The sequence below is a fragment of the Pediococcus acidilactici DSM 20284 genome (assembly GCF_000146325.1).
Classification (GTDB): Bacteria; Bacillota; Bacilli; order Lactobacillales; family Lactobacillaceae; genus Pediococcus; species Pediococcus acidilactici.
In genome coordinates this window covers 1,874,996-1,888,948 of sequence record NZ_GL397067.1, presented here as the reverse complement: position 1 = coordinate 1,888,948, position 13,953 = coordinate 1,874,996, and the positions used below count along the sequence as shown (strand labels likewise).

Below are 13,953 nucleotides of genomic sequence, written 5' to 3'. Positions count from 1 at the left end.
GTTGCTTGGGGGATTTTTTGTGGTGGAAATTTTAAGCGGTGTGACTTCTATGTTTAGAAAAAGTTTTCTATAATTTAAGTAGCTAAGGCAACGGAAAAAACTAAAGAAGGAAATCAAAATGAAAGTGAAGCCAAAAATCGTTGGAAACGTTATTAAATCGGTTAATCCTTATGGTTGCCGGCAAGCAGTTTTAAATCAAATTAATTACGTAAAGTCTAAGGGGAAATATGCGGGACCTAAAAAAGTGTTAATTTTGGGCGGTTCATCAAGTTATGGCCTAGCTACCCGAATTACCACGGCGTTTGGCAGCGGTGCAGATACCATTAACGTAGCTTATGAACGGGGGCCAAAAAGTCCTGAACAATTAGGTTCTGCAGGGTGGTATAACAGTATCTTTTTCAAACAATTTGCTGAGCAAGCTGGGTTGATTGCGCAAAACTTTATCGGCGATGCGTACAGTGACACCATGAAACAACGGGTGATTGAGTACATTAAAAATGAATTTGGCGGAAAAATTGATCTGCTTGTATATAGTTTAGCAGCGCCGAAGCGCAACGACCCCCGGTCCGAGAAAGTATGGCGGTCGGTCTTAAAACCAATCGACCAAAGCATGACTGGCGAAAATATTGATTTAGAACACGAACGGTTATTCACCGAAACGATTGCACCAGCGACTCCAGAAGAAATCCAAGGAACTGCTAAAGTAATGGGCGGTGAAGACTGGGAATGGTGGATCCAAGCGTTAAAGGAAGCCCATGTATTAGCAGATGACTTTAAAACGGTGCTGTATTCTTACATTGGCCCACAAATGACGTATCCGTTTTATCATGAAGGAACCTTAGGGGTGGCAAAAACGCAAGCTGAAAGATCCGCCGAGCGGATTAATCAGGAATTGAAGCCACTCCAAGGTCGAGCGCTAGTTTGCGTATCAACCGTAGTGACTACTAAGGCAAGCGTGGTCATTCCAATCATGCCAAAGTACATGATTGCTTTGTACAAAGTGATGACCGATGAGGCTACGCATGAAACACCAATTATGCATAAAGATCGGGTTTACCGGGAAATGATCTATGGGAAACATCCAATTTACGATCCAAAAGGACGACTACGCGCAGACCATTATGAATTACGGCCTTCGACGCAGGCAAAAACGGCAGCCCTATACCAACAAATTAATGCAGATAATTTTAAAAGTCCGATGACAGGTTATGCTCAATTTAGAAAAGAATTTCTTAATACGGCGGGATTTGCGGTTGATGGTTTAGAGAATGATGAGTTTGAATTTTCTGACTTATTAAATCTAAAACCATAATAAAAGAGGTACTCAAATTTTAGAGTTTAGTTTAATAAAAGTATATGTGTTAAATGAATCTGGATAAATGTTCATGAATTTTCATTTCAGGAAACTTTTTAAGATAATTGCAAAAAACACCCTGCAACAAAGAAAAAAACGTTTTTTTAAGGAAGAAAACTTAGAAACTCCCCGGAAGTAACTTGCTTTTATAGTCGTAAATGAATTATGATATTATATGGAAAAATTGAATAAACTCAATATCTTATAATCTTTTGGAGGCAAACATGTCTGAACATTATTCCGATCCAAAGCTTAAAATTTTCGCTTTGAATTCGAACAAGCCCTTAGCGGAAAAAATCGCCAAGGCAGTTGGTGTAGAACTCGGGAAAACATCGGTTGATCGTTTCCGTGATGGTGAGATTCGTATTAATATTGAAGAAAGTATTCGTGGGGATGAAGTTTACATTATTCAATCCACCTCTGCGCCGGTTAATGATAATTTGATGGAAATGTTGATCATGATTGATGCTTTGAAACGTGCTAGTGCCAAGACAATCAACATCGTAATTCCATATTATGGATATGCTCGGCAAGATCGTAAGGCCCGTTCGCGGGAACCGATTACTGCTAAGTTAGTAGCAAACATGATTGAACGTGCGGGTGCAACCCGGATTATCGCACTTGACTTGCACGCAGCACAAATCCAAGGTTTCTTTGATATTCCGCTCGATCACTTGATGGGTGCACCATTGTTAGCTGATCATTTCATTGAACGGGGCTTGAATGAAAATGCGGTAGTAGTTTCTCCTGACCACGGTGGAGTTACGCGCGCACGTAAGTTGGCAGAATTTTTGAAAGCACCAATTGCAATTATTGACAAACGTCGTCCACGCGCAAACGTTGCAGAAGTAATGAACATTATTGGTGAAGTTAAGGGCAAACGTTGTATCATGATTGACGATATGATTGATACGGCCGGAACGATTACTTTGGGAGCACAAGCTTTGATCGATGCGGGCGCAACTGAAGTATATGCTAGTTGTACACACCCAGTTTTATCGGGTCCAGCGATCGAAAGAATTCAAAACTCGCCAATCAAGGAATTGATTGTGACGGATTCTATTCAACTTCCAGAAGAAAAGAAAATTGATAAGATCACAAGCATTTCGGTAGGACCTTTGATCGGGGAAGCAATTCGTTTAATTCACGAAGACAAACCGGTTAGTCCATTATTTAACAATCGTTTTAGTACAGAACACTAATACGGGTTGGCGTACCGATAGCAAAAGAATAAATGAATGTAGAGGCAAGAATGAATTTCTTAGCCTCTTTTTTTATGTACCGGCTACTTTGAAAGATAAAACTCATTCAATTTTTAAAACTTGGTAAACAAGCCGATTTTTGGACCCTAAATCATTTACAATAGAATTAATAATTTTAATTGGAGAAGTGAATTATGAAATTTTGTTTGAACTGTGGCGAAGAATTACCTGAAAAGGCACATTTTTGCCCTAATTGTGGGGCTAAAATCGAAACAGCATCAAGTGAAAGCTCCCGGCTTTCTCGTGCAGAGTTGCATAAAAATTGGCAAGAAACACCATTAGACGATTTGAAAGAAAGCGCGGATACCAAACCGAAAGAAGAACCAACGATTAGTCGCGCTCGCAGAAAAAGCAGTGCTTCTACGGACCTCAAGGAGGGTGCATTAACTACGTTGCAATGGATCGGAGGCAATTGGTTAACGGCTCTGCTAGTTTTGTTAGTAATTGGAACAATTTTTTACTGGCTAAGTAAAATGGTTGGGGTAGTTTTACTGGTAGTGGCAGTTGTTGCTGCATTTTTCTACGCTCAACGAGTGGGCGCTGGTGACCGTAGTGCAGACCAGGCTGTGAAAGCAACCCTTCAAAAGGGGGGCGAAGCAGGTCGTCAGGTTTGGCAAAAATTGCAAACGGCGTTACTAAAAAAACGTGGTAAAAAGGATTTCACCACTCCAACTGCCGAACAAAATTCCGATCCAACGGAAGCAGAGGCAGCGGAAGCGACTGCGGAGCCGAAATCTATGAAAGAAGGGGCTTCGTCAGGGGTAAATAATCCTAAACCAACTAATGGCACTGACGTACGTAAAGGGAAGCAACGCTGGACGTTGAAAAACAAGTTCATTATGGGGATTGCCATTATTACCGGAATGGCTGCTTACTGGGCACCGTTTGCTTCGGCACCCACTGCCGGGTATAACGTTAAAACTTCCCTTATGAGTATTTTGAAGACGTTAGGAGACGATCAGCTTGCTCACTTTTTATGGGTGATTCCCGCATTGCTCTTACTTGGAGCGCTTTTGCAATTCCATTGGCTGACCAAATGGGCGAGTTACCTAAACTTGCTGTGGTACGGAATGATGTTCTTTTTGATTTACCAAAATGAAGCCCAATTAGTTGGCCTAGGTAACATGTTCAACGGAGTTCGTTGGGGATGGGGCGGCTATTTAATTGTTGCTTGCAGTATTATCTTATTATTAATGCATTCAAGAACGCGTACTCGAAAATAAAGCATATTACCACCGCTACCTAGCCTAGGTCGATGGTAATATGCTTTTTTATGCAACAAAAAAGGATTCTAGACTTCTCACACTAGAATCCCACTAAGAGGAAAGGCGTTCCCAATCAATCGTGATCTCTTTATTGGAAAATTTATCGATCTTTACACCTTCAACTTCAATTACATATTCAATTGTTCAGCCGTCGTGCTTCTAACCTACCTGAGGTTTTGTTATTACGTCTGCTGCTGCATGTCTAATCAAACAAAGGGTTTGACGAAGGATACACTCGTTCAGGCTAACGGTGAAATAGACGGTCTTGGAGTTTCATTAAGATATTCTTCGAAACGATAGACCTCCAGTGAACTATTGGGTTTTTATTTGGAACAGTGCCTAGGATAATTACCTAAGCGAAGTATTTATGTCATTGGACACACCTACTTGATTCAATGCTTGGAGATGACGTTGAACATTACTCTTTAAAAAGATGATTGCCACTCCATTCATCAATCCATCGTGCGTAAACACTTAATCATTACGACGTCTCTAAACGTCAAAACTTTTTCACGGTACGCTCATGATGCAACTGATTAGCGAATAGAGCTAATATTCTTGCCTTTTCGTCGGTTCTGGCAATCTGAGAACCAAGGCAATCTGAGAAGTTTTTGATTGAAGAGGAACTATTTCCTTTCCTCAATTAGAATATTATCACAAGTTGTAAGCGGTTGCAATATAAAGACTCGAAACTACCAAAAAATATTTTTTGGTAGTAAATTTCAATGCTAAATTAAAACTTACTAAGCGTCGTGGAGGCGATTAGCGAGTTTTGATAGTTATATTTAATTTCAACACGTTAATGTGATATAGGCGAAATGCATTCCAGAACCCAAATCTCTCCAGATAACTAAATTAAGGTATTAATCGCAATTCACGATTAATACCTTAATTCTGTTAAGCCTCAAGATTTACCCGGGTTCTGGAGCGCTCTAAACTATTCCACCCAAATCTTCACACCTTTATAGATGTTATAAATGAAGAGGGCCAAAGCCACAATTCCCATTAATCCCACAATTAAGAACAGTACCAAAGAGGTGGTTGGAAAATGATTTCCCGTAAAGCTGTGCGCAGTAGCGAGAATTCCCAACCCAAAACCTAACGGCAACAAAATGACGGGAATGAGGTGAAGCCAAAACGCCGTAATTGCGTGTCGATGAGCAGGTGCATACTGGACATTACTGGTAAGTACCATCACGATAATTGGAAAAATAATTGGTAGAAAAAAGATGCTGAAATATGAAAGTGAACTTAAAAATTTATTTTCGGTAGACATAAATCTGCTCTCCTTAAATTAGTTTAGGCAATAGATCAGTTTTCAATTGAAAAGGTGACAAAAAGGTTGTTTTTGTAAGACGTTAAATTCTGCGGTAAAAATTGTTTTATCTTTGTAAGATTATTAATTGATAAAAATAGGGGCTCGAAAAAATTCTCGCCCCGATAGTATATAAATTACCAAATAAAAGTGCAATACCGTTTAAAAATTGCTTAAAACATCGTTAAGTAATTACCCTTTTTTGGCTTCCTTAGCCTTACTTTTAGCTCGTAATTCATCCTTTAGCTTTTCAATATCTTCTTCGTGAGCAACTTTCCATTTCTTGTATGAAAAGCGAGCATCGGTATCCGTATCCCCAATTTTCATTCCGGTTTCAAGCCAAAAAACTGCTTCCGATAAACTACCAAAGTTGCGCATCCAAAGGGTGTGTCCGTTTGCGGAATCTAAAGCGACGTAAGAACGAAACTTTTTAGTCAGGTAAGTATGTTTGCGAATCTTGAAGGCTTTTCGTTGCCGAGTTAGCTTGTAATCAGGAAGAATATAGTGCCCAGGGTGCTTTAAAACGGGGACGTTATCCTGCCGTTGGCTCTTAAATTCTACAAGCATTGCCTTCGCGGTGGGTTGGTCGATAATATTTACGTCAAAATTTGCCATGTAAACTCCTCCTGATTATATTTCTAGTAATATTTTAGCATAAATATTAACCAACCGTTCTAACAAACCCCTACTTTATAAATCTCTTAATTTGAGAATGCTTCTAAATTGGTATACAATGCTATTTGCATTATTTTTTATTATTTACTATATAGAAAGGAGACCATTTATATGCGTAAGTATATTTCAGAACTTATTGGTACTTTTGTATTGGTCTTTGTAGGAACGGCAGCAGTAACAATTGCTCATGCAAACGTAGTTGGAATTGGATTAGCCTTTGGGTTAGCCGTAACCATTATGGCTTATTCAGTAGGAGCAATTTCAGGGGGACACTTTAACCCCGCAGTTACTCTTGGAATGTGGATTAACAAACGGATTAGCGGTGCAGATGCCGTTTATTACGTGATTTCCCAATTTATCGGAGCGGTTTTGGCTTCCGGAATGGTGAAGTACTTCCTTTCCGCAATGGGTGCTTCCACAGCTAACTTGGGTCAAACTGATTTCACTAAAATTTCGGCGTTCCCTGCGTTAGTTACCGAAGCATTGGTTACGTTCTTGTTTGTATTAGTAATTCTGTTCGTTACTAGCAAGCAATACGGCAATGCTAGCTTTGCTGGATTGATTATTGGCCTAACTTTGGCATTGATGATCATCGCAACCTTAAACTTAACTGGTGGTTCATTGAACCCCGCACGGAGTTTTGGACCTGCTATTTTAGTGGGTGGCAGTGCGTTATCCCACTTCTGGGTTTACGTGGTTGCTCCACTAGTTGGTGGTGCAGTTGCTGCCGTTGTAGCTAAGGCTCTAGGTAGTGAAGCTGAATAATTAGCTGAGTAATAAAACAGGCTGAGGATTGGGATAATGCCCAATTTCCTCAGCCTATTTTTTATGCCGATTTTTTTTACGTTCTAAATTAAGTTCGCGTTGCAAGTGGTCGACCTTATGATCCAACTGGTCGATTTTTTCAAATAGCCGACTAAAATCATCTTTATTAGCGTCGGTAGTTTGACTCGTGAAAAATCCCGTAATTGTACTGGTTAACAAACCGATAAAACCAACCCCGGCGATCATTAAGAAGGCGGCGATAAACTTACCGACGTTGGTGGCGGGAGAAATATCGCCATATCCAACCGTCGTTGCCGTGGTAATTGCCCACCAAAGCGCGGATGGGTACGGGACCTTCTCCACTATGGAATACATCAAGGAGCTCAATACTAAGATGAACATACTAGCGGTAAAAAGGTTCAAAAATCCTGATGAGTAAACAAAACGGTGCACAGTTTTGGAAAGTTTACCATCCAAACCAAATCGCCAGAGTAAGTGGTGGTGCCGAATTAGTCGCCAAACCCGGCCAATTCGAAAAATAGCGAAGGCCGGATGCAGCGGAATTAACGATAATAAATCAAAAGTGTTATCAAAGAGAAATCTTTGCCAGTGCCTACTGATGGCTAGGCGATAGAAAAAATCGATCGTATAAAGGAGCAGTAAAACATTTAATAAATGGGCTAATGGTGGAGCGCTTAAACGGATGGCATGGGGATCCAAAAACGAGCCCACGACGATTAGGAATGAAAAGAGGGCGATGCCCGCAATTCCAATGTCGTAGCTTAGCTGCCAATTGATTTTTGTTTTCGTCATGAGTAAAATCTCCTAAATTAATAGAATTATTTTAACGCATTTCTGACCGGTGTAAATAGTTTAGAAATGATATGATAGGACTAATTAATCCTAGAAGAGGTAAAGCAGATGAAAAAAATATTGGCATTACACACTGGCGGAACAATTTCGATGTCGGCTAGTAATGATAAGGTAAAGACTAACGAAGAAAATCCGTTATTGGATACCCAATTTATTAACGAAAATATTGATTTGGCAAACGAAGTCGTATTAAATAAGCCTTCAGAACACATTACCCCAGAAGATATGCTGGTAATTAAAAAACGAGTCAAAAAGGCAATCGACAATGATGAATGTGACGGAATCGTAATTACCCACGGTACCGATACGCTCGAAGAAACGGCTTATTTCCTTGATCTTACGATTCCAAGCGTGATTCCAATTGTTTTAACGGGCGCAATGCGTTCTTCTAACGAGCTTGGTTCTGATGGTGTTTATAATTTCCAAAGTGCGATTTTAACGGCGGCTTCCGACGAAGCTACGGGCAAGGGCGTGTTAGTAGTCATGAATGATGAAATTCACACCGCCCGGTTTGTTACTAAAACCCACACAACTAACGTAGATACTTTCCGGACGCCAACGTTTGGACCGTTAGGAATTGTATACAAACGGGATATTCGTTTCTTCCAAGCCTTAATTAGCCAACAAGTTTGTGATATTGACGAGCTAGTTTCTGGTGTTTACTTAGTTAAGGCTTACGCAGGAATTCCAGGAGCCATTTTTGAGACGCTAGATCGCCCAGAAACTAAGGGGATCGTTATTGAAGGACTTGGTGCGGGAAATTTGCCAGTTGAAGTGGTAGAACCCATTCAAAAATTGATTAAAAAGGGAATTCCAGTAGTAATGGTTTCCCGATGCTACAACGGGCTTGCTGAACCAATTTACGATTACGTTGGCGGCGGCATTGACTTAGAACGGATGGGAGTGATCTTCTGCCAGGGACTTAACGGACAAAAGGCGCGGATCAAACTCCAAGTGGGGTTAAGCAATCACATGAACGGCGAAGAAATTGCCCGCTACATGCATGACGCCGTTTCTTAATGAAGCCCGTGTATAATAGAACTGTGGAAAAACAGAATGGGAGGAAAGAAAATGACAAGTTCAGTTAAAGAAGATTTTTATGATGCAGTCAACGGAGAATGGCTAAAAACGGCTAAAATTCCAGACGACCATTCCTCGACCGGAGGTTTTATGGACCTCGTTGACGGAGTTGATAAACAGTTAATGAAGGATTTTGCCGAAATGCGGAATCACGAAGTTGAACCAGATACTCCCGAGTTGGCCGAATTTATTAAGTTTTATGAAATGGCGGCGGACTTTCAACAACGGGATGCGGATAGAGTGGCTCCGTTATTGCCATACCTTGCACAAATTGAAAAACTGCAAAATTGGGATGACGTCAACGCTAACCTAAAGGAATTATTCTATAACGGGGTTGATTTACCGGTGGATATCGGAATTGAACCCGATTTAAAGGGTGACGGTGCTGACAAACGTAACGTTTTGTGGGCTGGGGGCGTTAGCTTGATTTTGCCAGATAAAACTTATTACGACGCCGATAACCCCAATGGACCACAACTAATGAAAATCTTTACCGAAATGATGAACCAGCTCTTGGTAAAGATTGGTAAGTCACCTGAAGAGGCGCACGAGATTGTTGAACAAGCCAAACGGTTTGACGCTAGCTTAGCACCATACCGTAAAAACTCGGAAGAACTTAGTGACGTTGCGAAACTCTATAATCCAATGGAATTTACGCAGTTTGCGGATAAAGTTCAAAGTATTGATGTTAAAAAATTAGTTCAAGAATTGTTAGGTACGCAACCAGAACAAATTATTGTTACCGAACCTCGTTTCTATGAAAACCTCAACCAAGTGGCTAATGACGAGACTTTTGCCGACTTTAAGAGCTGGGCGTACGTTAACATGGTCCGTTCATTGACGGGGTATCTTAGCGAAGAGTTCCGACAAATTGGCGGAATGTACGGACGAGCGTTGTCCGGACAGAAAGTTTCCATGCCGCAAGAAAAGAGTGCCTTTTATCTAGCACGCCGGACGTTTAGCCAAGTGGTAGGCGAATACTACGGCCACCGTTACTTCGGGGAAGCAGCTAAAAAAGACGTTCACGAAATGGTGGTTGCCATGATAAACGTTTACGAAAAGCGCTTGGCAAACAACGACTGGCTAGGGGAAGCCACCAAACAAAAGGCGATTACTAAGTTACGTTCTTTGAAGATCTTGGTGGGTTATCCAGATGAACTGAAACCAGTTTATAAGAAATTAAAAACGAAAACTGCAGCTCAGGGTGGCAGTTTAGTTGAAAACGTACAAAACTTCTCGCGGATTTTCCTTGAAGACCAGTTAGCCAAGTACGGTAAAAAGGTTGACCGCAGTGAATGGCACATGAGTGCGGATACGGTGAATGCTTATTACTCTCCGGAAGGCAATTTAATCTGTTTCCCAGCAGCGATTTTGCAAGCGCCGTTCTACAGCTTGAAACAAACTGCTAGCCAAAATTACGGTGGAATTGGTGCGGTAATGGCTCACGAAATTTCGCACGCCTTTGATCCTAACGGGGCCCTCTTTGACGAATATGGCAATATGGACAACTGGTGGACGCAAGCTGATTTAGATCACTTCCATGAACTATCCGAAGCCATGGTTCAAGAATTTGATGGACTGCCATTTGCGGGCGGCAAAGTTAACGGTAAGTTGGTGGTAACGGAAAACGTTGCTGATGATGGCGGACTTAGTGCGGCATTAGAGGCGACTAAGGATACTGACGATGCTAACTTAGAGGAATTCTTTACAAATTGGGCGCGGATTTGGCGGACTAAGGCAACCCCAGAACGGGAACAGCTACTGCTAGCTATTGACGTTCACGCCCCATCCAAACTGCGGGCAAACGTTCAAGTTCAAAATTTCCAAGAATTCTACGACACCTTTGACGTAGAACCCGGTGATGGAATGTACATGGCTCCAGAAAAACGGGTGCAAATCTGGTAATTTCAGGACTTAGTGCAGGAAAATTACTGAATAATTTAGTTGATTAAAAAGCCGTTTGGTGAAGTGTTAACTTCGCTAAGCGGCTTTTTAGGTTAGCAGCTTGGGAAAATAGGCTTGAATACTGCATTAGTGGGACTAACGATAGCAATATTATTGGCGGATGGTCGGGTTAGCTTAGGAGGGCCAGCAAAAAACTGCGACTAAGTAAAATTTAGCTATTTTAAAACTAAATGTTTGATTAGATTTCTAATTGTGTTATCATTGTGCCACAAAATAAAAAAAGCGTGGGAGACGAGTAAATTATTTTGCGCTAACAGTGAGTCAAGAAATAGTGGAAACTTGATTAGTGGCGATTTAGTTGAATAACACTCCCGTAAGCTCCAGGCTGAAATGTAGCGCGCACAGATTAGGCTTGGACGTTGCCGGTCCGTTACCACCGGAGCGTATGTTAGTACGTGTTTTGAGGTGATCCGTTCTGATGAATGGGTAACTTGGGTGGTACCGCGAAAGTCTTTCGTCCCTAGTATTCTAGGGGCGGAAGGCTTTTTATTTTGTAATTAATCTCAAAAGGAGTGAGGAAGATGCATTTAATAATTCCAGAAAAATATGAACCAAAATTGTCCGTACGCGAAACTCAAAGGGCGATTAGATTTATCCGCGAAACCTTTCAAGACGAATTTGGTAAGGAGATGAACTTATCAAGAGTTTCGGCACCAATGTTTGTCGACCACTCCACGGGGCTTAATGATGATCTTAACGGGACGGAGAGTCCGGTTTCTTTTACAATGCAAGACTTGCCAAACCATAAAATTGAAATTGTTCATTCACTAGCCAAATGGAAAAGAATGACTTTATCGCGCAACGATTTTGACTTACATGAGGGCATTTATACCAATATGAACGCCATTCGTAAAGACGAAGATTTAGATAATTTGCATTCCATCTACGTTGATCAATGGGATTGGGAAAAAATTATTGCCAAAGAAGAACGGACTACGGCAGTTTTAAAGGAGCACGTCCGTAAAATTTTTAAAGTGATTAAGCATATGGAGCATGAAGTTTGGTATAAATATCCCCAGGCTGTTTATCATCTACCTGATAAAATCCATTTTGTCACGACGCAGGAGTTGGAAGACCGCTGGCCTGAAAAAAGTCCTGAGGAACGGGAAAAGGCGATTACGCAGGAGTTAGGATGCGTTTTTTTGATGAAAATCGGTGGACCCCTTAAGTCTGGAAAAAGACATGATGGTCGGGCTCCCGATTACGACGATTGGAACTTGAACGGTGATATTCTGTTTTGGTACGCTCCTTTGCAGTGTGTTTTGGAGCTTTCTAGTATGGGAATTAGGGTTGACGAAGACGCGCTCCGCAGACAATTAAAAATGGCTAACGCCGAAGACCGTAGTCAATTGCCTTTTCATAAGGCGTTGTTGAACGAAGAACTACCGTATACAATTGGCGGCGGAATCGGTCAATCGCGACTATGTTTGTTGCTGTTGGGGAAGGCGCACGTTGGCGAAGTACAAGCCAGCATTTGGCCGCAAGCAATGGTTGAACAATGCAAAAATGCGAGAATTCAACTTTTATAAATGCGGCGAAGGGCGTAGATTTATTAAGGTAACGAAACAAGGATTGTAGGCTTGCAAAGCAAGGGCACTTTTCCAAGACTTAAAACTTGGAAGAGTGCTTTTTGTGTAGGAATTATTTGCTGAGGGGATTAGTAAGGTGATTAGCAATTGGCACATTTTTGGCAAAACACGAACTTTATCTGTAAATAATTTTATGCTATATCGTACTTTACTTATTTTAAGGATTAGAGTAGACTATATCAACGTGATTTTTTGTTTAAATCGAACTAAAAGGAGAAAGAGTTTTGAAGAATATCGCTAAGTATTTTCAATTTGAACAATTGAAGACGAATTTTAAAACCGAGATTATTGCGGGAATCACTACTTACATCTCGATGGTCTACATTATGTTTGTTAATCCAAACGTTTTAGGCGCTTCGGGGATGGATAAGGGAGCTATTTTTACCGCCACGGCCTTAGCTAGTGCAATTGGATGTTTCTTAATGGGAATTTTGGCAAACTATCCGATTGCCTCCGCACCGGCTCTAGGAATCAACGCCTTTTTTGCTTACTCAGTAGTTATTGGGATGAAGGTGCCTTGGCAAACCGCTTTGGCTGGAGTATTCGTGGCTTCAATGATTTTCTTGTTGATTACAATTTTTAAATTACGGGAATTAATTATCAACGCCATTCCAGCTGATTTAAAACATGCCATTTCAGCGGGGATCGGGATGTTCGTTGCCTTTCTAGGATTGAGCCAAGGTGGTCTGGTGGTTGCTAATCCAGACACCATGGTTGGCTTAGGGTCCTTCACCACGCCAACCACCTGGATCACAGTGTTTGGCTTGGTGATTACCATTATCCTAATGGTTCGCCGGGTCCCAGGGGCAATTTTCTTCGGGATGGTTCTGACCACGCTATTCGGGATGGTAACTGGAGTAATTCACGCGCCGACCCACCTGCTAGCTGCCGCGCCAAGTTTAAAGCCAACTTTTCTAACCGCGGTTTCACACGTTGGTGACATTAACACCCTCCAACTCTGGGTGGTAGTCCTTACCTTCTTATTGGTAACTTTCTTTGACACGGCGGGAACTTTAGTAGGACTGGCTACTCAGGCAGGATTTATGAAGGATAATAAAATGCCCCGGGTCGGTAAGGCTTTGATGTCGGATTCGACCGCCATGCTAACGGGTTCGTTATTAGGGACTTCGCCTGTGGGTGCGTTTGTGGAATCCTCAGCTGGGATCGCGGTAGGCGGCCGGTCAGGTTTCACGGTGGTAATTACCGGAATTATGTTCATCTTGGGAATCTTCTTCTCCCCGTTGCTAACGGTGGTCACTTCCCAAGTAACGGCGCCGGCACTCATTATTGTTGGAGTTTTGATGGCACAGCAGACACGTGAAATTAACTGGGATCGTCTAGAAATTGCCATTCCTGCATTTTTAATTATTATTGGAATGCCGTTGACGTACAGTATTTCAGATGGGATGGCCTTAGGGATTATCAGTTACCCAATTGCCATGATTGCTGCTAAGCGCGGTAAGGAAGTGCATCCGTTGATGTACGGATTGTTCTTCGTTTTTATTGGGTTTATCGCAATTCTTAACGTTTAAAAAAATTAATTAATCAGTTTTGGAAAGTGGAACAAACTGACTTTTGGCACACGTTTTGGTGCTATTGAAGTCAAAAAACCAAAATAAAGACGATTCATGAGGGAGCTTCACCTCATGGATCGTTTTTTGTTTAGCGACTTTTGTCCCACTCTCCTTTTTTAATCAAACGGCAAAACGTTTTTGACTAACATAAGTTAAAAAGTCATAATTAATAACGGATTATTGAAAAATCTTTGGTAGATTAGAATCTGGTATTGGAGATTCGTCAATAGTGCTGA

General features: G+C 41.4%; 11 protein-coding genes. 8 read left to right on the top strand and 3 right to left on the bottom strand.

Features of this window, described 5'->3' with window-relative positions:
- The first annotated feature begins 118 nt into the window (after positions 1 to 118).
- The 3 genes from fabV (at position 119) to HMPREF0623_RS08955 (ending at position 3,839) form a co-directional block, all read left to right on the top strand.
- The gene (fabV, locus tag HMPREF0623_RS08965; RefSeq protein ID WP_004166781.1) at positions 119 to 1,312 is read left to right on the top strand and encodes an enoyl-ACP reductase FabV; all 1,194 of its coding nucleotides are present in this window, start codon (positions 119 to 121) and stop codon (positions 1,310 to 1,312) included.
- A gap of 266 nt (positions 1,313 to 1,578) precedes the next feature.
- Positions 1,579 to 2,556, top strand: a complete 978-nt coding sequence (locus HMPREF0623_RS08960) for a ribose-phosphate diphosphokinase (RefSeq protein WP_002830125.1) — start codon at positions 1,579 to 1,581, stop codon at positions 2,554 to 2,556.
- A gap of 194 nt (positions 2,557 to 2,750) precedes the next feature.
- A complete protein-coding gene (locus HMPREF0623_RS08955) occupies positions 2,751 to 3,839 on the top strand; it encodes a zinc ribbon domain-containing protein (RefSeq protein WP_004166780.1) in 1,089 nt (362 codons plus the stop codon).
- Positions 3,840 to 4,818: 979 nt separating this feature from the next.
- On the opposite strand, the gene HMPREF0623_RS08950 is transcribed toward HMPREF0623_RS08955, so the two are convergent.
- Positions 4,819 to 5,157, bottom strand: coding sequence for a hypothetical protein (locus HMPREF0623_RS08950; RefSeq protein WP_002830991.1), 339 nt, complete (start codon positions 5,155 to 5,157; stop codon positions 4,819 to 4,821).
- A gap of 231 nt (positions 5,158 to 5,388) precedes the next feature.
- The gene (locus tag HMPREF0623_RS08945) at positions 5,389 to 5,811 is read right to left on the bottom strand and encodes a hypothetical protein (RefSeq protein ID WP_004166779.1); all 423 of its coding nucleotides are present in this window, start codon (positions 5,809 to 5,811) and stop codon (positions 5,389 to 5,391) included.
- A gap of 171 nt (positions 5,812 to 5,982) precedes the next feature.
- Between HMPREF0623_RS08945 and HMPREF0623_RS08940 the strand changes: the two genes are divergently transcribed.
- Positions 5,983 to 6,636: an MIP/aquaporin family protein gene (locus HMPREF0623_RS08940; protein ID WP_002830992.1), complete on the top strand. Its 654-nt coding sequence runs from the start codon at positions 5,983 to 5,985 to the stop codon at positions 6,634 to 6,636.
- Between the two features lie 54 nt (positions 6,637 to 6,690).
- Here HMPREF0623_RS08940 and HMPREF0623_RS08935 read toward each other — a convergent pair whose 3' ends face one another.
- Positions 6,691 to 7,449, bottom strand: a complete 759-nt coding sequence (locus tag HMPREF0623_RS08935; protein ID WP_002830993.1) for a potassium channel family protein — start codon at positions 7,447 to 7,449, stop codon at positions 6,691 to 6,693.
- Between the two features lie 108 nt (positions 7,450 to 7,557).
- On the opposite strand from HMPREF0623_RS08935, the gene HMPREF0623_RS08930 reads away from it, so the two are divergent.
- From HMPREF0623_RS08930 to HMPREF0623_RS08915, 4 genes are all read left to right on the top strand, one after another.
- The gene (locus HMPREF0623_RS08930) at positions 7,558 to 8,529 is read left to right on the top strand and encodes an asparaginase (RefSeq protein WP_004166778.1); all 972 of its coding nucleotides are present in this window, start codon (positions 7,558 to 7,560) and stop codon (positions 8,527 to 8,529) included.
- Positions 8,530 to 8,580: 51 nt separating this feature from the next.
- Positions 8,581 to 10,494: a M13 family metallopeptidase gene (locus HMPREF0623_RS08925; RefSeq protein ID WP_036671458.1), complete on the top strand. Its 1,914-nt coding sequence runs from the start codon at positions 8,581 to 8,583 to the stop codon at positions 10,492 to 10,494.
- Positions 10,495 to 11,075: 581 nt separating this feature from the next.
- On the top strand, positions 11,076 to 12,083 hold the full coding sequence (asnA, locus tag HMPREF0623_RS08920) for an aspartate--ammonia ligase (protein ID WP_004166776.1): 1,008 nt from the start codon (positions 11,076 to 11,078) through the stop codon (positions 12,081 to 12,083).
- Between the two features lie 284 nt (positions 12,084 to 12,367).
- Positions 12,368 to 13,675: an NCS2 family permease gene (locus HMPREF0623_RS08915; RefSeq protein ID WP_004166775.1), complete on the top strand. Its 1,308-nt coding sequence runs from the start codon at positions 12,368 to 12,370 to the stop codon at positions 13,673 to 13,675.
- Positions 13,676 to 13,953 lie beyond the last annotated feature (278 nt).

What these genes read in the sequence shown, in the direction of transcription:
- fabV (WP_004166781.1), top strand. Translation starts at nt 119, where the DNA reads ATGAAAGTGAAGCCAAAAATCGTTGGAAACGTTATTAAATCGGTTAAT.
- HMPREF0623_RS08960 (WP_002830125.1), top strand. Translation starts at nt 1,579, where the DNA reads ATGTCTGAACATTATTCCGATCCAAAGCTTAAAATTTTCGCTTTGAAT.
- HMPREF0623_RS08955 (WP_004166780.1), top strand. Translation starts at nt 2,751, where the DNA reads ATGAAATTTTGTTTGAACTGTGGCGAAGAATTACCTGAAAAGGCACAT.
- HMPREF0623_RS08950 (WP_002830991.1), bottom strand. Translation starts at nt 5,157, where the DNA reads ATGTCTACCGAAAATAAATTTTTAAGTTCACTTTCATATTTCAGCATC.
- HMPREF0623_RS08945 (WP_004166779.1), bottom strand. Translation starts at nt 5,811, where the DNA reads ATGGCAAATTTTGACGTAAATATTATCGACCAACCCACCGCGAAGGCA.
- HMPREF0623_RS08940 (WP_002830992.1), top strand. Translation starts at nt 5,983, where the DNA reads ATGCGTAAGTATATTTCAGAACTTATTGGTACTTTTGTATTGGTCTTT.
- HMPREF0623_RS08935 (WP_002830993.1), bottom strand. Translation starts at nt 7,449, where the DNA reads ATGACGAAAACAAAAATCAATTGGCAGCTAAGCTACGACATTGGAATT.
- HMPREF0623_RS08930 (WP_004166778.1), top strand. Translation starts at nt 7,558, where the DNA reads ATGAAAAAAATATTGGCATTACACACTGGCGGAACAATTTCGATGTCG.
- HMPREF0623_RS08925 (WP_036671458.1), top strand. Translation starts at nt 8,581, where the DNA reads ATGACAAGTTCAGTTAAAGAAGATTTTTATGATGCAGTCAACGGAGAA.
- asnA (WP_004166776.1), top strand. Translation starts at nt 11,076, where the DNA reads ATGCATTTAATAATTCCAGAAAAATATGAACCAAAATTGTCCGTACGC.